We start from the raw sequence: 18,682 nt of genomic DNA on the forward strand, positions 1-18,682 counted from the left end.
GAGGGGTGCGGAATGTGGGATCCAAGAATGGCAGCAGGAGTTTTCCAGCTCCCGGGAGTTCGTGGAGGCCGTGACCCGGGACCTCCTGGGGGGCCGGGTCTTCGTCTTCACCCCCAAAGGGCGCATCATCAACCTCCCCAAGGGGGCCACCCCGGTGGACTTCGCCTACCACATCCACACGGAGGTGGGCCACCACATGGTGGGGGCCAAGGTCAACGGGCGCATCGTCCCCCTCTCCTACGAGCTGCAAAACGGGGACATGGTGGAAATCCTCACCAGCAAAAGCGCCCACCCCTCCAAGGGCTGGCTGGAGTTCGCCAAGACCCGAAGCGCCAAGGGCAAGATCCGCCAGTACTTCCGCACCCAGGAGCGGCAGGAAACCCTGGAGCGGGGCCAGGTCCTCTTGGAGCGCTACCTGAAGCGCCGGGGCCTCCCCAGACCCTCGGACAGCCAGCTGGAGGAGGCGGCCAAACGGCTAGGCCTCACCCCTTCCCCCGAGGAACTCTACCTGGCCTTGGCCCTGAACCGCCTCACCCCCCGCCAGGTGGCGGAGAAGCTCTACCCCAAAGCCCTCCAGAAGGCGGATAAGCCCAAGGCCGCGCCCAAAAACGAGTGGGGCATCCGCCTGGAGCAAGACCTCCAAGCCCCCATCCGCCTGGCCTCCTGCTGCGAGCCCATGAAGGGGGACAGCATCCTGGGCTTCGTCACCCGGGGCCGGGGGGTTACGGTCCACCGGGCGGACTGCCCCAACCTGCGCCGCATCCTGCAGGGGCCGGAGGCCGACCGGGTCATCGGGGCCTACTGGGAGGGGGTGGGGGGGAAGGTGGCCACCCTCGAGGTCCTGGCCCAGGACCGGGCCGGGCTCCTGAGGGACGTGATGCAGGTGGTGGCCGAAGCGGGCAAGAGCGCCCTGGGCTCTGAGACCCGCATCCTGGGCCCCCTGGCCCGCATCCGCCTGCGCCTTACCGTACAGGACGGGGAGCGGGAGGGCCTGGTCCAGGCCCTCAAGGGGGTGAGGAGCGTGCAGGAGGTGCGGTGGGTATAGAAGAGGGGCCCGAATGCGGGCCCCTCTTAGGTTTGTTCGCCCTCTACTTGATGTGCACGGCAACGGGGATGTTGGCGATGACTGCGCCGTTCACCCTCACCTCGAGGATGAAGTAGACGGTTCCCGAAAGCCCCGGGTCAGAGAAGGTAACCGTGAAGGTGATCTCGCGCGTCGTACGCAGGTTAACGGTGGCCTTGTCAGGTTCGATCCGGGCAACCAGACCCCTGTCCCCCACAGGAATCAGCCTGACCTCTGCGGAAACGATCGAACCCCCTAGGGCATCCCGGATTGCCGCCACAATCTCGCCGCTCCCAGAACCCACGGGGTAAACCGATCCACCCGTTTCGCTTGCAATGCGCGCAGCTTCAGAGTCTATACCCCCTCCATCCAGGAAGAAAATGCGCACCCCCATGTCCTTGGCTACGCGAATGACGTCGTCTGGCGTGGTTGGGTACGGGTAGCCGCTATCCGAAGGCCTGTGGAAGGGGGCATCTGTGGAAACCAAAAGGAAGCGCAAGCGCCCACTGAGCCATCCGGGCTCTGTGGGTGGAATCGTAGCCCCCGCACAGGAACCGGTCACCTCCCTACCCTCACCCGTCATCGCCTGATACATGGCCTCCAGTTGGGACTCGGGTCCATCGTAGCCATAAAATATCCCCAGCGCCTGAATCGCGGAAACGAAATCGCTCTTGTTCCGAGTCAGCGCCAACTCCAGCTTGTAGCCGTAGTCGCCCACGCTCCCAAAGGGGCTGCAAGGGGCATCCACGAAGCTGGAGAGGCCGAACCGGACATCGGAGACCTCAGAAGCAAGAGCGTTGGCGATGTCCTCCGCTTGACTCTTCCACGTGCTCAAATCGTCTCCAAAGCTTCCGCTCAAATCCACCAACCACATCACATCGGCACCCAACGCACCCGTTCCCGGGTCAGGGAGAGGAACGGTGACCGTCCTCTGAATGGTCCCGCCGGAGGGAAGGTCCACCTGGATGATTTCCCCCGAACCCGACGCAGGGGGACATAAATTACACCCCCAAAGCCCCAAAAGGAAAAGGATCCCCAACCCCAGTAGCTTCCTTTGGCGCCCTGTCATATATTTCACCTCCTTCTTAGTATTCCTATTTTAGCGCCTCCACGCCTCTTAATCAAGCACCTTTGCTCCTAAAGTGATGCACTTTCTGTGGGTAAGCATGTTTCTAGCCGCACGGGCACCCCATACCCCGGCACCCTAAGGCTGGCCCCCTGGGCTACCCGCCGATCCGCCTTTTCCTTCCAAGCCATCTACCGAAGCTCCACCCAGACCTCCCGCTCCCGCGGCCCGTCAAACTCCGCCAGGAAAACCTGCTGCCAGCGGCCAAGGCGTAGCCTCCCTCCCTCGGCGAAGAGGAGGAGGTGCACGCCGGTGAGGAGGCTTTTCAGGTGGGCATGGGTGTTGCCCTCCGCGTGCCGGTCCTTGGGGTGGAAGCGGGGAGCGAGTTCGTCCAGGCGGGCCAGGAGGTCGCGGGCCACATCGGGGTCCGCCCCCTCCTGGACCAGGAGGCCGCAGGTGGTGTGGGGGACGAAGAGGAAAACGAGCCCCGTGTGCCCTTCCATGATATCCTCCACCTTCCTGGTGATGTTCACCACCCCCTCGGCGGGGGTGCGGACCAGAATGCGCTTCATAAGGGATAGCCTAGCCCAGGCGGGAGGTGCGCAGGTAGAAGCTCTTTTCCACCCTAAAGCTTTGGTCCAGGCCGCCGAACTCCCCCTCGGCCCAGGCCCAAAGCCTGGGCATCACCTGGGCATGGACCTCTTCGGGCACGGCTTGGGTGAAGGAGTAAAGCCGGTCCTGCAGGGCCTCGAGGGCCTGGCGCAGGGTGCGCTCCTCCCGCCACTGGACCACCTGCTTGGTCTTGGGCCTGAGGCCAAGCCGCTTTAGGGCTTCCTCCACCTCCTCGAGGCGCTTTCTGTGCAAGCCCCGCACCACCCCCACGCCTTCCGCCTCCACCAGGGAGCGCCACCTTTCCTGGATCAGGCGCTCCTCCTCCGCCTCCATCTCATCCCAGCCCTCCAGAAGCACCCCCCCCGGCTTCAGCACCCTCAAGGCCTCCGCCAGGGCCTTGGGCCAATCGGGGAGGAGGTGCCAGAGGTGGACCACGATGACCCCGTGCACGCTCTCATCGGGCAGGGGAATGGCCCGGGCATCGGCCTCCAAGAGGCGCACCTTGCGCATGACCCCGGCCACCTTCTGGCGGAAGACCTCCAGCATGGCCGGGTCCTTGTCCAGGGCCAGGTAGCGGTAGCCCCGGGCGATGAGGGGCAGGGCGATGCGTCCGGTCCCCACCCCTAGCTCCAGGAGCACCGCCTCCTCCCCCCGCACCCCCAGGGCGTTCCCTATGGCGGTGGCGATGCGGCCTGCCACCTCCGGCGGATAGGCCCGGAGGCGGTCGTAGGCGTAGGCCATACGCACGGAGGCCTTGGGCATCCTTCTTCTCATTTTATGGGGTATACTTCCCGGCGTGAAAGGACTCATTCTGGCTGCCGGACGGGGCACAAGGCTCCGTCCCCTCACCCACACCAGGCCCAAACCCGTGATCCGGGTGGCGGGAAGGCCCATCCTCCACTACGGTCTGGAAAACCTCCTGCAAGCGGGGATAGAGGAGATCGGGGTGGTGGTCTCCCCGGAAACGGAAAAGGACATCCGGGAGGCCCTTGCGGGCTACCGGGTGCGCTACATCCTGCAAGAGGAGCCCCAGGGCCTGGCCCATGCGGTGGCGGTGGCCAGGGACTTCCTGGGCCAAAGCCCCTTCGTCCTCTACCTGGGGGATAACCTCTTCCAAAGGGGGATCGCCCATTTCCTCCAGGCCTTCACCCCTGGGGTGAGCGCGGTGATCGCCCTGGTGCGGGTGGAAAACCCCAGCCAGTTCGGGGTGGCGGTGCTGGAAGGGGAAAGGATCGTGCGCCTTCTGGAAAAGCCCAAGGAGCCCCCCTCGGACCTAGCGGTGGCCGGGGTTTATGTCTTCACCCCGGAGGTCCTGGAGGTCATCGAGGGGCTTAAGCCCTCCGCCCGGGGGGAGTACGAAATCACCGACGCCATCCAGGGCCTCATCGACCGGGGGAAGCGGGTGGTGGGGGTGGAGGTGGAGGGCTGGTGGAAGGACACCGGCCGCCCCGCCGATCTCTTGGACGCCAACCGCCTCCTTCTGGAAGAACTTCTACCCCGGGTGGAGGGGGAGGTGGTGGAAAGCCAGCTCACCGGCCGGGTGGTGGTGGAGAAGGGGGCCAGGGTCCGGAAAAGCACCGTGATCGGCCCCGCCTTTATCGGGGAGGGAGCGGTGGTGGAAGGGGCCTACATCGGGCCCTTCACCTCCTTAGGGCCTGGGGCCAAGGTGGTGCGCTCGGAGGTGGAGTACTCCATCCTCGAGGACCACGCCATCCTGGAAGACGTGGCCTTACGCCTGCAGGAAAGCATCCTGGGGGTGGGGGCCCAGGTGAAAAGCCGCAACGGGCTTCCCCGGGCCCACCGCCTCATCCTGGGGGACCTCTCCCAGGTGGAGCTGGCCTAAGGCCGCCCTGCCCGGGTCAGGAGGGAAAGCCCGGCATGGCCCGCCTGCTCGACCTCCTCACGGAAGGCTTCCAGAGTGGGGAAGCCCTGGCCCGGAGCCTGGGGATAAGCCGCCAGGCGGTGTCCAAGGAGGCCCGAAGGCTCCAGGCCGAGGGCTTCCCGGTGGAGGTGGGCCCTCAGGGCTACCGCATCCTCCCCGGAACCCCCCTCCCCCACCTCTTCCAGCCCAAGGGCCGCCTGGGAAGGCCTTACCGCTACCTGGGCCGGGTGGGAAGCACCCAGGACGTGCTCAAGGCCTGGGCCGAGGCGGGGGCGCCCGAAGGGGCCCTGGTCCTGGCCGAGGTGCAGGAAAAGGGTCGGGGACGGCGGGGAAGGCCCTGGGCAAGCCGCCCGGGGGGAAGCCTCACCTTCTCCCTCCTCCTCAGGCCCTCCCTCCCCCTCCCCCATCTGGGGCTTCTCCCCCTGCTCTCGGGCCTGGCCCTGGTGGAGGCGGTGGGGGTGGGGGGGCTCAAGTGGCCCAACGACCTCCTGGCCCCGGACGGCCGCAAGATGGCGGGGGTCCTCCTCGAGGCCAAGGCCGAGGGGGAGGAGGTGGCCTACGCCCTCCTGGGGGTGGGGGTGAACGTGGCCTGGGCCCCGGAAGGGGCGGCGGCCCTTAAGGAGTTCTCCCCCCTCTCCCGCCGGGAAGTGCTGGAGGCCTTTTTGGAGCGCCTGGAGGCCCTCCTGCCCCTCCTGGAGGTTCCTGAGGCCCTCCTCGCCCGCTACCGCCAGGCCTCCTCCACCCTGGGGCGCTGGGTGCGGGTGAGGACCCCCAAGGGGGTCGTGGAGGGAGTGGCGGAGGAGCTCCTTCCCGACGGGAGCCTCCTGGTGGGAGGGGTCAGGGTGGGAGCGGGAGAGGTGGAGCTTTGGGGCCCTCCGCCCTGAGGAGAAGGCTCCACAGGCACCTCCCAAGGCAGGCTCGCCCCGCGCCTAGGGCTTTCGGAAGAAATTGAGTGTACCGGGCTTAGATTTTCCCACGCGTTCGTGCTAGCATAAGGCCAAGTATGTTCGCCCGCATTTTCACCAAGGAAGAGGCCGACGCCCTCCTGCCCGAACTCCGGCGGGTCCTCTCCCAGATGCGGCAGGCCCGGAAGGAGCTCTCCGAAGTGCAGGCCCGGCTTCCCGAGCCCCGCGGGCTGGAACGAAGGGCCTTGGAGGAGGAGGCCCGCTTCCTCCTGGGCTCCTTGGAAGCCGACGCCCGGTACCTGGCCTCCTTGGGGGTTTTCCTCAAGGACCTGGACCAGGGCCTGGTGGACTTCCCCGCCCGCATTGGGGGCGAGGTGGTCTTCCTCTGCTGGCGGGAGGGGGAGCCGGAGGTGGCCCACTACCACCCCCTCTCCGGAGGCTTCGCCCAAAGGCGGCCCCTGAAGGAGGGGGCTAGCGGCCTTCCCCTTTTCCCCTCCCGCCCCGGCGAAAGGCGTCCAGGCGCCTGAGGTCCTCCTGCACCAGGTCGTCCCGGCCTGCCAGGGACTCCAGGTGGTGCCTTAGCTCGTGCAGGAGGGTTTCCCAGACCTCCCCTTCCCAGTCAAATCCCGGGCCCGCCACCCGCAAAAAGGAACCGTAGTAGAGGGCGATGTGCCGCCCAAGCCCCTCAAATCCCCGGAAGGTGGAAGGGGGGCCGGGGTCCAGGTACTCCCCAAGCCGCCAAACCCCCTCTAGCCCAGGCTCGGGCTTGGCCTGGGGCAGGACGTGCACCCCCTGAAGCTCCCGTTTGAAGGCCTCGGGAACCTCCGCCCAAAGCCTTTCCACCAAGGCTACAAAGGCCTCGTAGGTCATGGCCGATGGTAGGGATGCCCGGCCCTTAAGGTGAGGATCCGGTAAAGCTGTTCCATGAGGACCAAAAGGGCCAGCTCATGCTGCAGGGTAAGGGGGGAGAGGGCAAGGAGGAGGTCGGCCCGCCCCCGCACCCCTTCCGGGTACCCTTCGGCACCCCCCACCAAAAAGGCCACCCGTTCCCCCTCCCAACGCCCCAACTCTTCCAAAAGGCCCTCCGTGGTGAAGAGCTTTCCCCTTTCGTCCAGGACCACCTTGCGGTGGCCCTCCGCTTTGGGCAGGAGGTCCTGGGCTTCCTTGACGAAGTGGACCTCGAGGGGCGCATACCTCCGGATGCGGCCCGCATACTCCTCCACCCCTAGCTGGGCATAGGCCAGCCTGGGCTTCCCCACCGCCACCACCCTAAGGCGCACACCCCCATCCTACGCCCAGGGTATACTCGGGGCGAAGGGAAAGTGGGATGGACCCCCACCCCCCAAAGAGCCCAAGGCCCTTACCCAGGGCGGGCTCAGCAAGCGCCAAAAGCGCGAGAGAGGAGGGTTTATGGTAAAGGACACCCCCCGGTTTTCCCCCTTTACCCAGGAGCCCATAAGGCTCATCGGGGAAAAGGGCGAGTGGTTGGGAGACTTCCCCCTGGACCTGGACGAGGATAAGCTACGCCGCCTATACCGGGACATGCTGGCGGCCCGGATGCTGGACGAGCGCTACACCATCCTCATCCGCACCGGCAAAACCAGCTTCATCGCCCCTTCGGCTGGCCACGAGGCCGCCCAGGTGGCCATCGCCCACGCCATCCGGAGGGGCTTTGACTGGGTCTTCCCCTACTACCGCGACCACGGCCTGGCCCTGGCCCTGGGCATCCCCCCCAAGGAGCTCTTCGGCCAGATGCTGGCCACCCAGGCCGACCCCAACAAGGGCCGCCAGATGCCCGAACATCCGGGCTCCAAAGCCCTCAACTACTTCACCGTGGCCAGCCCCATCGCCTCCCACGTGCCCCCCGCCGTCGGGGCGGCCATCAGCATGAAGCTCCAGGGCACGGGCCAGGTGGCGGTCTGCACCTTCGGGGACGGGGCCACCAGCGAGGGGGACTGGTACGCGGGGATCAACTTTGCCGCGGTGCAGGGAGCCCCTGCCGTCTTCATCGCCGAGAACAACTTCTACGCCATCAGCGTGGACTACCGCCGCCAGACCCATAGCCCCACCATCGCCGAAAAAGCCCACGCCTTCGGCATTCCCGGCTACCTGGTGGACGGAATGGACATCCTGGCCTCCTACTACGTGGTGCGGGAGGCGGTGGAACGGGCCCGCATGGGGGAAGGCCCCAGCCTGGTGGAGCTCAGGGTCTACCGCTACGGCCCCCACTCCTCCGCCGATGACGACAGCCGCTACCGCCCCAGGGAGGAGGTGGAAGCCTGGCGCAAGCGCGATCCCCTGGGGCGCTTCCAGCGCTTCCTGGAGGAGCGGGGCCTTTGGAACCTGGAATGGGAGGAGGACCTGAAGGCGGAGATCCGCGCCGAGCTGGAGCGGGGCCTGAAGGAGGCCGAGGAGGCGGGCGCCGTACCCCCCGAGTGGATGTTCGACGACGTCCTTGCGGAAAAACCCTGGCACCTAAAGCGCCAGGAGGCCCTCCTCCGGGAGGAGCTCTAAAGGAGGCGCGCTATGGCCGTCATGACCATGGTGCAGGCCCTGAACCGGGCCCTGGACGAGGAGATGGCCAAGGACCCCCGGGTGGTGGTCCTGGGGGAGGACGTGGGCAAGAGGGGCGGGGTCTTCCTGGTGACGGAGGGGCTTTTGCAGAAGTACGGCCCCGACCGGGTCATGGACACCCCCCTCTCCGAGGCGGCCATCGTGGGGGCCGCCTTGGGCATGGCCGCCCACGGGCTTAGGCCCGTGGCCGAGATCCAGTTCGCCGACTACATCTTCCCCGGCTTTGACCAGCTGGTGAGCCAGGTGGCCAAGCTCCGCTACCGCTCCGGGGGCCAGTTCACCGCCCCCCTGGTGGTGCGCATGCCCTCCGGGGGCGGGGTGAAGGGGGGGCACCACCACTCGCAAAGCCCTGAGGCCCACTTCGTGCACACCGCCGGGCTCAAGGTGGTGGCCGTCTCCACCCCTTACGACGCCAAGGGGCTTCTCAAGGCCGCCATCCGCGACGAGGACCCCGTGGTCTTCCTCGAGCCCAAGCGCCTCTACCGCTCGGTGAAGGAGGAGGTGCCGGAGGAGGATTATGTCCTTCCCATCGGCAAGGCGGCCAAGCGGAAGGAGGGCAAGGACCTCACCCTCATCGGCTACGGCACGGTGATGCCCGAGGTCTTGCAGGCGGCCGAGGAGCTGGAGAAGGCGGGGGTTTCCGCCGAGGTCCTGGACCTCCGCACCCTCATGCCCTGGGACTACGAGGCGGTGATGGAGTCCGTGGCCAAGACGGGAAGGGCCGTGCTGGTCTCCGACGCCCCCCGGCACGCCAGCTTCGTGAGCGAGGTGGCGGCCACCATCGCCGAGGACATCCTGGACCTGCTCCTCGCCCCTCCCATCCGGGTGACGGGCTTCGACACCCCCTATCCCTACGCCCAGGACAAGCTCTACCTGCCCACCGTCACCCGCATCCTGAACGCCGCCAAGCGGGCGCTAGACTACTGATATGCCCAGGGAGCTCATCTTTTTGGTAGAAGAGGCGGACGAAGGGGGCTACGTGGCCCGGGCTTTGGGGGAGGGCATCTTCACCCAAGGGGAAACCTGGGAGGAGCTGAAGGAGATGGTCCGGGACGCGGTGCGCTGCCACTTCCCTGAAGGAGAAGCCCCGAAGATCATTCGCCTGCACTTCGTACGGGAGGAGGTCTTGGCCCCGTGAGGCTTCCCAGGGATCTGGAGGGAGAAGAGCTCGCCAAACGCCTTTCCCGTTTAGGGTACCGGGTCACGCGGCAGACGGGAAGCCACCTGCGCCTCACCTGGCGGGAAGGGGACCGGGAACACCGTGTGACCATTCCCCTCCACCGTCCCCTCAAGCTGGGTACCCTGGCGGGGATCGTGAGGGAGATCGCCCAGGCACATAACCTGGCCCAGGAAGAACTTTTGGCAATCCTTGACCTCTGAGGAGGCTTATGCCTAGGGAAATCCTGATGCCCGAACTGGCCGAGAGCGTGGTGGAAGGCGAGATCCTCAAGTGGCTGGTGGAGGAAGGGGACTACCTCAAGAAGGACCAGCCCTTCGTGGAGGTGATGACCGACAAGGTCACCGTGGAGCTCCCCTCCCCCTACGAGGGGGTGCTCCTGAAGAAGCTGGCCAAGGAGGGAGACGTGGTGAAGGTCCACGCCCCCATCGCCCTCCTGGCGGAACCTGGGGAGGCGGTGGCCGGGGTGAAGGAAGCCCCCCCCGTGCAAGCGGTGGAGGAGCGCTCCATCGTGGAACCCGGGCTTCCTCCCAAGGAGGAAAAGGAGGACCTCTCCCTCTTCAAGCCCGACACCACCCAGGTGGTGGTAAAAAATCCCTTTCTCCAAGAAACCAAGCCCAAGGAAGAGGCTAGGCCCCAAGGCCGGGTGCTGGCGGTTCCCGCCGCCAGGAAGCTGGCCCGGGAGCTGGGGATTCCCCTCGAGGAGGTGCCGGGCTCCGGGCCCTTGGGCCGGGTGCGGGTGGAGGACGTGCGGGCCTATGCGGAAAGGCGGAAGGCCCAGCCCGCCCCGGAGGCCCCTCGGGAGGCTCCTCCCGCCCTGGCCCCCGGCTTCCCGCCCCCGCCCCGCTACGTCCCCCCCAAGGGCTACGAGGGCTTGGAGGAGCGGGTTCCCCTTAGGGGCATCCGCCGCACTATCGCCCAAGGGCTTTGGCAGAGCCACCTCTACACCGTGCGCACCCTGAACGTGGACGAGGCCGACCTCACGGAGCTGGTGGCCCTCCGGGAGCGCCTGAAGCCCGAGGCCGAGCGCCAGGGGGTGAAGCTCACCTACCTGCCCTTCATCTTCAAGGCGGTGGTGCGGGCCCTCAAGCGGTTCCCCGTGCTGAACACCAGCCTGGACGAGGAAAGGCAGGAGATCGTCTACAAGCGCTACTACCACATCGGCCTGGCGGTGGCCACGGAAAGGGGCCTCATCGTCCCCGTGGTGCGGGACGCGGACCGAAAGAGCATCCTGGAGCTGGCCCAGGAGATCGCTGACCTTTCCGCCAAGGCCCGGGAGGGGCGGCTGGCCCCGGAGGAGGTCACGGGCTCCACCTTCACCGTCACCAACATCGGCTCCGTGGGCGCCCTCATGAGCTTCCCCATCATCAACGTGCCCGACGCCGCCATCCTGGGGGTCCACTCCATCCGCAAGCGCCCCTGGGTGATGCCGGATGGCTCCATAGAAGCGCGGGACATCATGTACCTTTCCCTCTCCTTCGACCACCGCCTGGTGGACGGGGCCGAGGCAGCGGCTTTCACCCGCGAGGTGATCCGGCTTTTGGAGAACCCCGAGCTCCTCCTTCTGGAAATGTAGGATGGACCCCATGAAGACCTACGACCTAATCGTGATCGGCACCGGCCCCGGAGGCTACCACGCCGCCATCCGGGGAGCCCAGCTCGGCCTGAAGGTGCTGGCGGTGGAGGCCGGCGAGGTGGGCGGGGTATGCCTGAACGTGGGGTGCATCCCCACCAAGGCCCTTCTGCACGCGGCGGAAACCCTCCACCACCTCAAGGTGGCCGAGGGCTTCGGGGTGAAGGCGAGCCCCGAGGTGGACCTAAAGAAGCTTGCCGCCTGGCGGGAGAGCGTGGTGAAGCGGCTCACCGGGGGCGTGGCGGGGCTTTTGAAGGGCAACCGGGTGGAGCTTGTGCGGGGCTACGCCCGCTTCGCGGGGCCTAAGGAGATCGAGGTGAACGGGGAGCGCTACGGGGGAAAAAGCGTCATCGTGGCCACGGGGAGCGAGCCCGTGGCCCTCAAGGGCTTCCTCTTCGGCGAGGACATTTGGGACTCCACCCGGGCCCTAAAGGTGGAAGAGGGCATCCCCAAGCGCCTCCTGGTGATCGGGGGCGGGGCGGTGGGCCTCGAGCTGGGCCAGGTCTACCACCGGCTGGGCTCAGAGGTGACCCTCATTGAGTTCATGCCGGAAATCCTCCCCGCAGGCGACCCCGAGACCGCCGCCCTGTTGCGCAAGGCCCTGGAGAAGGAAGGCCTCCGGGTGCGCACCGGCACCAAGGCCGTGGGCTACGAGAAGAAGAAAGATGGCCTCCACGTCACCCTGGAGCCCGCCCAGGGGGGCCAGGGGGAAACCCTGGTGGTGGACAAAATCCTGGTGGCCGTGGGCCGCAAGCCCCGCACGGAAGGGCTTGGCCTGGAAAAGGCCGGGGTAAAGGTGGACGAACGGGGCTTCATCCAGGTGAACGCCCGCATGGAAACCTCCGCCCCTGGGGTCTACGCCATCGGGGACGTGGCCCGTCCCCCCCTTCTCGCCCACAAGGCTATGAAGGAGGGCCTGGTGGCCGCCGAGAACGCCGCCGGGAAAAATGCCCTCTTCGACTTCCAGGTACCCAGCGTGGTCTACACCGGACCCGAATGGGCCGGGGTGGGGCTCACAGAGGAGGAGGCCAGGAAGGCGGGCTATAAGGTGAAGGTGGGGAAGTTCCCCCTTTCCGCCAGCGGCCGGGCCCTTACCCTAGGGGGGGCGGAGGGCCTTATCAAGGTGGTGGGGGATGAGGAAACCGACCTCCTTCTTGGGGTCTTCCTCGTGGGCCCCCAGGCGGGGGAGCTCATCGCCGAGGCCACCTTGGCCCTGGAGATGGGGGCCACGGTCTCGGACCTCGCCCTCACCGTCCACGCCCACCCCACCCTCTCCGAGGGGCTCATGGAGGCGGCGGAGGCCCTCCACCGGCAGGCCATCCACATCCTGAACCGCTGATACCACCCCACGGGGAGTTCGTCCCCGTGGGGGCCCTGCTGATGCCACCCCACGCGGACTTTGTCCGCCTGGGAGCCCCGGTGATACCACCCCACGGGGACTTCGTCCCCGTGGGGGCCCCGGTGAAAGGGTATCCAAGGCCCCCGCCAGGCGAAGGGAGGGAAGGGTTCAACGGCAAGGGGTATTATAAGAACTCCTTTTGCAGCCTTCCCTCAATATCCCCCTGGCCGCAAGTGGTAGATAGTGTATGGCCAGTTGCCTGACCCCATCCTGGCGGATAGATTCACAGGGAGTTCTTATTACACCCGAGCACAAAGGTTGCCCCATCGGCTAAAGCCAAAGCGGCTTGCTTATCGCCTCTTTGGGGCCCCCCCCCCCNCTCCCGGGTGAGGCGAAGCAGGGGGCTTGGGGCCTTTTCCCCGTCCAGAACCCCCATGGCGATGCCCAAGTCCTTCACCAAAAGGCCCAGGGCAAAGGTCTTGGGAAAGGCGCGGCTTATCACGCGCTCGGGGATGAGGTTCTCCGTGGCGTTGGAGCGGCCCGAGGAGGCGTTGATGACCTCGAGGGCCTTCTCCGCGGACACCCCTTGCCGCACCAGGGCGAGAAGCCCTTCCCCCGCCGCCCAGAGGTTCACCGCCAGGAGGGCATTGTTGATGGCCTTCACCGCGTGCCCCGCCCCCACGGGCCCCACGTGGACCACCTTCTTGGCGTAGGCCAGGTAGGGCTTCACCCTCTCTACGGCCTCCTCTGGTCCCCCCATCATCACCGTGAGGGTACCCTTTTCCGCCCCAATGGTCCCACCGGAGACCGGGGCATCCAGGTAAACCACGCCCCGCTCCAGGAGGCGCTCCGCCAGCTTGCGGCTTCCCTCGGGCTCCCCGCTGGTGGCGTCCACCCAGTAGGTGCCGGGGCGGAGGTGGGGCAGGAGGGCTTCCGCCACCTCGGCCACCTCCTTGGTGGTGGGCAGGCAGGTGAAGATCACCCGGGCCTCCGCCACCCCTTCCAGGGGCACCGCCTGGGAGCCAAACTCCTCCTGGTGCTTAAGGGCCTTGGCGAAGGTGCGGTTCCAGACCAGGGTGGGAAACCTCTTCGCCAGATGACCGGCCATGGGGTAGCCCATGGCCCCAAGACCGAGGAAGGCGACCTTTTCCATGCCCCCTTTTTACCAGAGCCTGAGGAGCTTGGCGAGGCCCCGGAGGAGGAGGAGGAAGAGGAGGCTGAAGCCCATGGCCACGGCGAGGAAGACGAAGAAGCCCACCCCAAACCCCTCACCCAGGACCATCTGCCTAAGCCATAGCCCCGCAGGGAAGGCAAGGGCCCAGGTGAGGAGGAGGTTTTTCCAGGTGGGCCGGCGGTAGGTGCCGAGGAAGGGGGCCAGGAGGAGCCAGACGAAGAGAACGGGGAGGACGTTCCGGGCAAGCCCCCCTGCGTTTACGGGCTGGCCGTGGGAAAGAAGCCCCACCCCGGCGAAGAGGAGGAGGGCCAGAAGGTCCAAGAGGAAGAGGCGGCTCATGGGCGGGAGGTGGCCTCCAGGAAGACCCGGTCCGCCCGGTAGGAGCTCCGCACCAGGGGCCCGGAAAACACCTCCTTGAAGTCCAGCTCGTACCCCCAGGCCTCGTACCGCTTGAAGTCCTCAGGGGGCACGTAGCGCTCCACCGGCAGGTGGGCCGGGGTGGGGCGCAGGTACTGGCCCAGGGTGAGGATGTCCACCCCCGCGGCCCTGAGGTCCCGCATGGCCTCGAGGATCTCCTCCTCGGTCTCCCCCAGGCCCAGCATGAGGCTGCTCTTGGTGAGGATATCCGGGCGGTAGCGCTTGGCGTGGGCCAGGACCTTCAGGGTCTGCTCGTACCCGGCGCGGGGATCGCGCACCTTGGGGGTGAGGCGGCGAACGGTTTCCAGGTTCTGGGCGTAGACCTCAGGGGAAGCGTCCAAGACCGCTTCCACCGCCTTCAGGTCCCCCTGGAAATCGGGGGTCAGGGCCTCCACCAGAACCCCAGGGGCCTTGGCCTTGATGGCCCTTATGGTGGCGGCGAAGTGGGCGGCCCCGCCATCCGGGAGATCGTCCCGGTCCACGCTGGTGAGGACCACGTAGCGGATGCCGAGCCTGCTGATGGCCTCGGCCACCCGCTGGGGCTCCTCGGGGTCCACGATCCCGCGGGGGTTCCCCGTGTCCACGGCGCAGAACTTGCAGGCCCGGGTGCAGACGCCGCCCAGGATCATCACCGTGAGGGTGCCGTGGGTCCAGCACTCCCCCACGTTGGGGCAGATGGCCTCCTGGCAGACGGTGTGAAGTCTGAGCTCCTCCACGGTGTGCTTCAGGGCCTGGTACTTGGCTCCCGTGGGCAGGGAGGCCTTAAGCCAGGCGGGCTTTTGCCGGTCCACGGGCTCGGGCCGGGCTTGGGCTAGGCCGTTTTTCACCACCTTAAGCTCGATCACCTCCCCCGTGGGGGCGAGGAGCTCCACCGTTTCAAACTTGGGCTTCATGCCGTTCCTCCCTGTAGCGGGGCGCCAGGCCGAACACCTCCGCGAAGGCCTGCACCACCCTTTCCTTCACCTCGGGCATGGGCACCTTGCGGCCCAAGAGCTTCTCCAAAGAGGTCACCCCCTTGCCCTTCAAGCCGCAGGGGATGATGACGGAGAAGTCGTTGAGGTCGGTGGACACGTTCAGGGCGAAGCCGTGGAAGCTCACGTCCTCCTTCACCGCCACCCCGATGGCGCAGAGCTTGTCCTCCCCCACCCAGACCCCCGCGTACCCTGGGGTGGGGTAGGCCTCCAGGCCGTAGCCCGCCGCCACCTTCACGATGACCTCCTCGATCTGGCGCAGGAAGCGGCGCACCTCCCGGCCCACGGGGAAGATGGGGTAGCCCACCAGCTGCCCGGGGCCGTGGTAGGTGACGTCCCCGCCCCGCTCCACCCAAAAGAGCTCAAAGCCGTTTTCCCGGTACCAGCTTTCCGGGAAAAGCAGGTTCTCCCCCGTGGCCTTCCGGCCCAAGGTGATAACCCGAGGATGCTCCAGGAGGAGGAGGGTGGGGGGACGCTTTCCCCTTACCACCTCCTGGTGCACCTCCTTCTGGTACGCCCAGGCCTCCTCGTAAGGTAGAAGGCCAAGGTCCTCCACCAAGAACTCCACGTCCCTAAGCATACGCCAGGCCCAGGGCAGACAGGCCACCGCCACCACAAACCCCCATGACTGGGGCCTGACCTGGGAAGGCAAAGATGGGGGCATGGGTGTGGAAAGCCGCCTGGAGATGCTTTTGGAAATGGAACCCGAGGCCATGGACCCCGCCTTGGCCGAACAGTTGCTGGACGAGGTGCTGGCGGTATTGCGCCGCCACCTCCCGGTGCAGGCCCTCGAGGCCCGCCTAGAGCGGCGGGACGGCCACGTGCTCCTCCTGGCCGCCGCAAAGCTCGCCCCCTAAGTGTCCGCACACAAAGGTTGCCCCATCGGCCAAGGCCAAAGCGGCGTGCTGATGGCCTCTTTGGGGCCCCCGTCGTGGCGCAAGCCGCGACGGGGTGCTTAAACCCCCAGGGCCCGGGCCAAGAGCCGGTCCCGCAAGGGGGTGGGCAGGAGGCGCAGGAGGAGGGTCTGCCAGGCCCTATCCCGCCTGGCCACCAGGTAGCGGGCCCGGGGACGGGGGCTTTCCAGGGCGCGGAGCACCGCCTCCGCCACCCTTTCCGGGGGAAGTCCCCGCCTCGCGTTCCTCCGGGCCATCCTCCGGGCCACCTCCAGGTAGCGCCCGTAGATCCCTTCCGTGCCGGGGGGAGGCGGGAGCAGGTAGCCCTCCGCCGCCCGTTCCGCGCGCTCCCAGATGGGGGTGGCCACGGAGCCCGGCTCCAAGAGGATTACCTTCACCCCAAAGGGCGTTAGCTCCACCCTTAGGGCGTCGGCCAGGGCCTCGAGGGCAAACTTGCTGGCGGCGTAAGGCCCCAGGAGGGGCAGGGCCACCAGGCCGGAAACCGAACCCATGAGCACCACCCGCCCTCCGCCCTCCCGCAACAGGGGCAAGAAAGCCCGCACCGTGGCGAAAGCCCCCAGGACGTTCACCTCCAAGGCTTGCCGGAAGGCGGAAGGGGGCACCAGCTCCAAGGGCCCCGCCACCGCCACCCCCGCGTTGGCCACCAGGCCGAAAAGCCCCCCTCCCCCCAAAGCCTCCCGTGCCTCAAGGAGGTCCTCCTCCCGGGTCACGTCCAGGAGAAGGGGCTCCACCCCTAAGGCCCTTAGGCGCTCTGTGTCCTCCTCCTTCCGCACCCCGCCGTAGACCCGGTACCCCCTGGCGGCAAGGAGCCTGGCCGTGGCCAGGCCGATGCCGCTACCCGCTCCCGTGATGAGCACCCGCCGCATGGAAAAAGCTTAAGGGGCCCCGCCTGGGGGCCCCTTGCGGCCTGCCGGGCCCTGGCCCCTACTGGGCCACCACGCTCACCTTCACCTGGATGGGCACCTCGGGGTGGGGCTTGTAGGTGAGGACGTACTCCCCCAGCTCCTTGATGGGCTTCTCCAGCCCTAGGCGCTTGGGGTCAATGGTGATGCCGTGCTGGCGGGCGAGGGCTTCGGCGATGTCCTTGGCGGTCACCGAGCCGTAGATCTTGGTCTCCCCCGCCCGCACCGGGATGGTGAGGGTGAGGTTCTCCAGGATCTCCTTCAGGCGCTCGGCCTCGGCCTTCCTTTCCGCCAGGCGCTTGGCCTGGGCGCGGATCTTGGCCTCGAGGGCCTTCAGGTTGCTCTCCGTGGCCAAGACCGCCAGACCCCGGGGCAGGAGGTAGTTCTTAGCGTAGCCAGGCTTTACCCGCACCACCTGGCCCACGTCGCCCAGGTTCTCTAGGGGTTCCAGCAAGATGACCTTCATGCGTACCCCCTACTTGCGCACCAGCTTCTCCGTGAAGGGAAGAAGCCCCAGCACCCGGGCCCGCTTGATGGTGCGGGCCAGGATGCGCTGCTCCTTGGCGGAAAGCCCCGTGCGGCGGCGGGGAAGGATCTTCCCCGTCTCCGACAGGAACCGCTTCAGAACCTCCACGTTGCGGTAGTCCTTCAGGTCAAACTCCCCCAGGGTGGCCTTGACCTTGGCCTTCCTGGAGGGGCGCCGCTGCGCCTCTTTCTTGGGTTTAACGTTCTTGTTGTTCAAAACGGCAAATCCTCCTCCGGCGGGAAGTCTTCCAGTCCTTCGTCGATGTCCACCCCACCCGTCTGGACGGAGGGCTTAGCCTCCTGGGGCCTGCTTCCGCCGGCTCTTTCAGGCCCACGGGTGGGTTGCTCCAGGCGGAGGGCTTCCACACGGGTCTGGAAGCGCCTCTCCCCGCTGGAGCTCGTCCAGGAGTCGTTCACCAAACGGCCGATGACCAAAAGCCCGTCGCCCCGCTTGAGCTCCCCGGCCCACTCGGCCAGGTCACGCCAGGCCTGAACCTCGATGAAGTGGGTCTTCTCCTCCTCGGCTCCCTGGCCACGGCGGCGCTCGTTCACCGCCAGGCCGAGCCGCACCACCGCCGTCCCCTGGGGGGTGTAGCGCAGATCCGGGTCGCGGGTCAGGTTCCCCATGAGGATCACTTGGTTCAGGGCGCGGCGGAGCCGGGGCTGGCCGCGGGTGTCCGCCAGGGTCTCGCGGCCCCTTTCCGCCAGGGGGTCCACGAAGTCGGCCCGCACTTGCACCTCGCTCCGCTTCTCCCCCTCCCGCTCCCACTGGCGGTACTCCAACCGCCCCTCCACGAAGAGGAGCTGGCCCTGCCGGAGCGCATCCCCCCACATCTCCGCCTGGCGACCCAGAAGGCGCACCCGGTGGTACCAGGGGATCTCCCGCTCCTGGCCCATCTCGTCCACCAGGACGTCCTGGCCCGCCAGGTTGAGGTCCAAGATGGCCATGCCCCCCGCCGTGTACTTCATGTCCGGCTGGGCGGTGAGGGTGCCTATGAGGAATACACGGTTCAGGCCTCTTGCCATGGAAACAGTCTACGCCTTGGTGAGGAGGGGCTCCTGGGTTTTCACCACCATGACCCGGCGCACGTTGTCGCGTAGGCGAAGCTCCCGGGCCAGGTCGTTCACCCGGTCCTCGGGCATCTCCACCTGGTACCAAAGAAAGTAGCCCTGGGGGTCCTTGGCGATGGGGTAGGCCAGGCGGCGAAGGCCCCACTCCTCCACCTTCTCCACCCGGGCCCCAAAGGCCTCGAGAACCTTGCCAATGATCTCCTTCTCCAGGGCGAGCTGGCTCTGGTCCAGGTTGGGATTCAGGATGACGTTCACCTCGTACTTGCGCATCTCCACCTCCCTTCCGGGCCCGGCAGGCCGCACGAGGAAGGATTATACCCGTTTCGCCCCCCAAATAAAAGACCCAGGGGGCCCTAAGGCCCCCACCTGGCTCCGCGGGCAGGACTCGAACCTGCGACCAACCGGTTAACAGCCGGCCGCTCTACCAGCTGAGCTACCGCGGACCGACCGCATTAGG

Annotated in this window: 24 protein-coding genes, 1 tRNA gene and 1 pseudogene; 11 read left to right on the top strand and 15 right to left on the bottom strand. The window is 67.1% G+C overall.

The features are described from left to right. Positions 1-1,045 (top strand): TGS domain-containing protein (locus L1088_RS08815; protein ID WP_234554612.1); only part of this gene is annotated, 1,045 nt, incomplete at its 5' end. A gap of 43 nt (positions 1,046-1,088) precedes the next feature. Here the strand turns inward: L1088_RS08815 and L1088_RS08820 are convergent. The 3 genes from L1088_RS08820 to L1088_RS08830 all read right to left on the bottom strand — a co-directional run bounded on the left by L1088_RS08820 (position 1,089) and on the right by L1088_RS08830 (position 3,515). After that, the gene (locus tag L1088_RS08820) at positions 1,089-2,024 is read right to left on the bottom strand and encodes a hypothetical protein (RefSeq protein ID WP_234554613.1); all 936 of its coding nucleotides are present in this window, start codon (positions 2,022-2,024) and stop codon (positions 1,089-1,091) included. Between the two features lie 296 nt (positions 2,025-2,320). After that, positions 2,321-2,701 carry a secondary thiamine-phosphate synthase enzyme YjbQ gene (locus L1088_RS08825; RefSeq protein WP_234554614.1) on the bottom strand — a complete coding sequence of 127 codons (381 nt, stop codon included), beginning with the start codon at positions 2,699-2,701 and terminating at the stop codon, positions 2,321-2,323. 10 nt (positions 2,702-2,711) lie between these two features. Next, on the bottom strand, positions 2,712-3,515 hold the full coding sequence (locus L1088_RS08830) for a class I SAM-dependent methyltransferase (RefSeq protein WP_438948064.1): 804 nt from the start codon (positions 3,513-3,515) through the stop codon (positions 2,712-2,714). 22 nt (positions 3,516-3,537) lie between these two features. On the opposite strand from L1088_RS08830, the gene L1088_RS08835 reads away from it, so the two are divergent. From L1088_RS08835 to L1088_RS08845, 3 genes are all read left to right on the top strand, one after another. Continuing rightward, positions 3,538-4,584, top strand: coding sequence for a glucose-1-phosphate thymidylyltransferase (locus L1088_RS08835; RefSeq protein WP_234554616.1), 1,047 nt, complete (start codon positions 3,538-3,540; stop codon positions 4,582-4,584). A 35-nt stretch (positions 4,585-4,619) separates the two neighbouring features. Next, positions 4,620-5,507 carry a biotin--[acetyl-CoA-carboxylase] ligase gene (locus L1088_RS08840; protein WP_234554618.1) on the top strand — a complete coding sequence of 296 codons (888 nt, stop codon included), beginning with the start codon at positions 4,620-4,622 and terminating at the stop codon, positions 5,505-5,507. 119 nt (positions 5,508-5,626) lie between these two features. Further along, positions 5,627-6,055, top strand: coding sequence for a DUF2203 domain-containing protein (locus L1088_RS08845; protein ID WP_234554620.1), 429 nt, complete (start codon positions 5,627-5,629; stop codon positions 6,053-6,055). Here the strand turns inward: L1088_RS08845 and L1088_RS08850 are convergent. After that, the gene (locus L1088_RS08850; RefSeq protein WP_234554622.1) at positions 6,000-6,398 is read right to left on the bottom strand and encodes a metallopeptidase family protein; all 399 of its coding nucleotides are present in this window, start codon (positions 6,396-6,398) and stop codon (positions 6,000-6,002) included. The two genes, L1088_RS08845 and L1088_RS08850, sit on opposite strands and share 56 nt — an antisense overlap. Then, on the bottom strand, positions 6,395-6,808 hold the full coding sequence (locus L1088_RS08855) for a 23S rRNA (pseudouridine(1915)-N(3))-methyltransferase RlmH (protein WP_234554623.1): 414 nt from the start codon (positions 6,806-6,808) through the stop codon (positions 6,395-6,397). Before L1088_RS08855 ends, L1088_RS08850 begins: the two co-directional genes overlap by 4 nt. A gap of 130 nt (positions 6,809-6,938) precedes the next feature. Between L1088_RS08855 and L1088_RS08860 the strand changes: the two genes are divergently transcribed. Genes L1088_RS08860 through lpdA form a run of 6 tightly spaced genes read left to right on the top strand, consistent with a single transcriptional unit; the run spans position 6,939 to position 12,251 of the window. Further along, positions 6,939-8,042, top strand: coding sequence for a thiamine pyrophosphate-dependent dehydrogenase E1 component subunit alpha (locus L1088_RS08860; protein WP_234554625.1), 1,104 nt, complete (start codon positions 6,939-6,941; stop codon positions 8,040-8,042). Positions 8,043-8,054: 12 nt separating this feature from the next. After that, entirely contained in the window at positions 8,055-9,029 is a 975-nt protein-coding gene (locus tag L1088_RS08865) for an alpha-ketoacid dehydrogenase subunit beta (protein ID WP_038040546.1), read from the top strand. Between the two features lies 1 nt (position 9,030). Then, positions 9,031-9,240 carry a type II toxin-antitoxin system HicB family antitoxin gene (locus L1088_RS08870; RefSeq protein WP_038040548.1) on the top strand — a complete coding sequence of 70 codons (210 nt, stop codon included), beginning with the start codon at positions 9,031-9,033 and terminating at the stop codon, positions 9,238-9,240. Continuing rightward, the gene (locus tag L1088_RS08875) at positions 9,237-9,482 is read left to right on the top strand and encodes a type II toxin-antitoxin system HicA family toxin (protein WP_234554627.1); all 246 of its coding nucleotides are present in this window, start codon (positions 9,237-9,239) and stop codon (positions 9,480-9,482) included. The genes L1088_RS08870 and L1088_RS08875 overlap by 4 nt, the downstream gene beginning before the upstream one ends. An 8-nt stretch (positions 9,483-9,490) precedes the next feature. Continuing rightward, a complete protein-coding gene (locus L1088_RS08880; RefSeq protein WP_234554629.1) occupies positions 9,491-10,855 on the top strand; it encodes a dihydrolipoamide acetyltransferase family protein in 1,365 nt (454 codons plus the stop codon). Between the two features lie 10 nt (positions 10,856-10,865). Further along, positions 10,866-12,251: a dihydrolipoyl dehydrogenase gene (lpdA, locus tag L1088_RS08885; protein ID WP_234554631.1), complete on the top strand. Its 1,386-nt coding sequence runs from the start codon at positions 10,866-10,868 to the stop codon at positions 12,249-12,251. Between the two features lie 379 nt (positions 12,252-12,630). Here the strand turns inward: lpdA and L1088_RS08890 are convergent. From L1088_RS08890 to lipB, 4 genes and pseudogenes are all read right to left on the bottom strand, one after another. Beyond that, a pseudogene (locus L1088_RS08890) lies at positions 12,631-13,404 on the bottom strand (NAD(P)-dependent oxidoreductase); the annotation flags it as partial. A 9-nt stretch (positions 13,405-13,413) separates the two neighbouring features. After that, on the bottom strand, positions 13,414-13,764 hold the full coding sequence (locus L1088_RS08895) for a DUF3054 domain-containing protein (RefSeq protein ID WP_234554633.1): 351 nt from the start codon (positions 13,762-13,764) through the stop codon (positions 13,414-13,416). After that, positions 13,761-14,735 (bottom strand): lipoyl synthase, encoded by a 975-nt coding sequence (gene lipA / locus L1088_RS08900; RefSeq protein WP_234554634.1) that lies wholly within the window; start codon positions 14,733-14,735, stop codon positions 13,761-13,763. The genes L1088_RS08895 and lipA overlap by 4 nt, the downstream gene beginning before the upstream one ends. Next, positions 14,719-15,381 (bottom strand): lipoyl(octanoyl) transferase LipB, encoded by a 663-nt coding sequence (gene lipB / locus L1088_RS08905; protein WP_234554635.1) that lies wholly within the window; start codon positions 15,379-15,381, stop codon positions 14,719-14,721. The genes lipA and lipB overlap by 17 nt, the downstream gene beginning before the upstream one ends. Before the next feature lie 94 nt (positions 15,382-15,475). On the opposite strand from lipB, the gene L1088_RS08910 reads away from it, so the two are divergent. Next, the gene (locus tag L1088_RS08910) at positions 15,476-15,670 is read left to right on the top strand and encodes a hypothetical protein (protein ID WP_038040563.1); all 195 of its coding nucleotides are present in this window, start codon (positions 15,476-15,478) and stop codon (positions 15,668-15,670) included. 98 nt (positions 15,671-15,768) lie between these two features. On the opposite strand, the gene L1088_RS08915 is transcribed toward L1088_RS08910, so the two are convergent. The 6 genes from L1088_RS08915 to L1088_RS08940 form a co-directional block, all read right to left on the bottom strand. After that, positions 15,769-16,593, bottom strand: coding sequence for an SDR family NAD(P)-dependent oxidoreductase (locus tag L1088_RS08915; protein ID WP_234554636.1), 825 nt, complete (start codon positions 16,591-16,593; stop codon positions 15,769-15,771). Between the two features lie 58 nt (positions 16,594-16,651). Then, on the bottom strand, positions 16,652-17,095 hold the full coding sequence (gene rplI / locus L1088_RS08920; RefSeq protein WP_234554637.1) for a 50S ribosomal protein L9: 444 nt from the start codon (positions 17,093-17,095) through the stop codon (positions 16,652-16,654). Between the two features lie 9 nt (positions 17,096-17,104). Beyond that, positions 17,105-17,371: a 30S ribosomal protein S18 gene (gene rpsR / locus L1088_RS08925; protein ID WP_234554638.1), complete on the bottom strand. Its 267-nt coding sequence runs from the start codon at positions 17,369-17,371 to the stop codon at positions 17,105-17,107. Beyond that, positions 17,368-18,180 (bottom strand): single-stranded DNA-binding protein, encoded by an 813-nt coding sequence (gene ssb / locus L1088_RS08930; RefSeq protein WP_234554639.1) that lies wholly within the window; start codon positions 18,178-18,180, stop codon positions 17,368-17,370. Before ssb ends, rpsR begins: the two co-directional genes overlap by 4 nt. A 9-nt stretch (positions 18,181-18,189) precedes the next feature. After that, positions 18,190-18,495 carry a 30S ribosomal protein S6 gene (gene rpsF, locus L1088_RS08935; protein ID WP_135260584.1) on the bottom strand — a complete coding sequence of 102 codons (306 nt, stop codon included), beginning with the start codon at positions 18,493-18,495 and terminating at the stop codon, positions 18,190-18,192. 97 nt (positions 18,496-18,592) lie between these two features. Further along, a tRNA-Asn gene (locus tag L1088_RS08940) sits at positions 18,593-18,668 on the bottom strand. Between the last annotated feature and the right edge of the window lie 14 nt (positions 18,669-18,682).

This window comes from Thermus caliditerrae (assembly GCF_021462525.1).
In the GTDB taxonomy this organism is placed as follows: Bacteria; Deinococcota; Deinococci; order Deinococcales; family Thermaceae; genus Thermus; species Thermus caliditerrae.

What these genes read in the sequence shown, in the direction of transcription:
- L1088_RS08825 (WP_234554614.1), bottom strand. Translation starts at nt 2,701, where the DNA reads ATGAAGCGCATTCTGGTCCGCACCCCCGCCGAGGGGGTGGTGAACATC.
- L1088_RS08830 (WP_438948064.1), bottom strand. Translation starts at nt 3,515, where the DNA reads ATGAGAAGAAGGATGCCCAAGGCCTCCGTGCGTATGGCCTACGCCTAC.
- L1088_RS08840 (WP_234554618.1), top strand. Translation starts at nt 4,620, where the DNA reads ATGGCCCGCCTGCTCGACCTCCTCACGGAAGGCTTCCAGAGTGGGGAA.
- L1088_RS08845 (WP_234554620.1), top strand. Translation starts at nt 5,627, where the DNA reads ATGTTCGCCCGCATTTTCACCAAGGAAGAGGCCGACGCCCTCCTGCCC.
- L1088_RS08850 (WP_234554622.1), bottom strand. Translation starts at nt 6,398, where the DNA reads ATGACCTACGAGGCCTTTGTAGCCTTGGTGGAAAGGCTTTGGGCGGAG.
- L1088_RS08860 (WP_234554625.1), top strand. Translation starts at nt 6,939, where the DNA reads ATGGTAAAGGACACCCCCCGGTTTTCCCCCTTTACCCAGGAGCCCATA.
- L1088_RS08865 (WP_038040546.1), top strand. Translation starts at nt 8,055, where the DNA reads ATGGCCGTCATGACCATGGTGCAGGCCCTGAACCGGGCCCTGGACGAG.
- L1088_RS08870 (WP_038040548.1), top strand. Translation starts at nt 9,031, where the DNA reads ATGCCCAGGGAGCTCATCTTTTTGGTAGAAGAGGCGGACGAAGGGGGC.
- L1088_RS08880 (WP_234554629.1), top strand. Translation starts at nt 9,491, where the DNA reads ATGCCTAGGGAAATCCTGATGCCCGAACTGGCCGAGAGCGTGGTGGAA.
- lpdA (WP_234554631.1), top strand. Translation starts at nt 10,866, where the DNA reads ATGAAGACCTACGACCTAATCGTGATCGGCACCGGCCCCGGAGGCTAC.
- L1088_RS08895 (WP_234554633.1), bottom strand. Translation starts at nt 13,764, where the DNA reads ATGAGCCGCCTCTTCCTCTTGGACCTTCTGGCCCTCCTCCTCTTCGCC.
- lipA (WP_234554634.1), bottom strand. Translation starts at nt 14,735, where the DNA reads ATGAAGCCCAAGTTTGAAACGGTGGAGCTCCTCGCCCCCACGGGGGAG.
- L1088_RS08910 (WP_038040563.1), top strand. Translation starts at nt 15,476, where the DNA reads ATGGGTGTGGAAAGCCGCCTGGAGATGCTTTTGGAAATGGAACCCGAG.
- L1088_RS08915 (WP_234554636.1), bottom strand. Translation starts at nt 16,593, where the DNA reads ATGCGGCGGGTGCTCATCACGGGAGCGGGTAGCGGCATCGGCCTGGCC.
- rplI (WP_234554637.1), bottom strand. Translation starts at nt 17,095, where the DNA reads ATGAAGGTCATCTTGCTGGAACCCCTAGAGAACCTGGGCGACGTGGGC.
- ssb (WP_234554639.1), bottom strand. Translation starts at nt 18,180, where the DNA reads ATGGCAAGAGGCCTGAACCGTGTATTCCTCATAGGCACCCTCACCGCC.
- rpsF (WP_135260584.1), bottom strand. Translation starts at nt 18,495, where the DNA reads ATGCGCAAGTACGAGGTGAACGTCATCCTGAATCCCAACCTGGACCAG.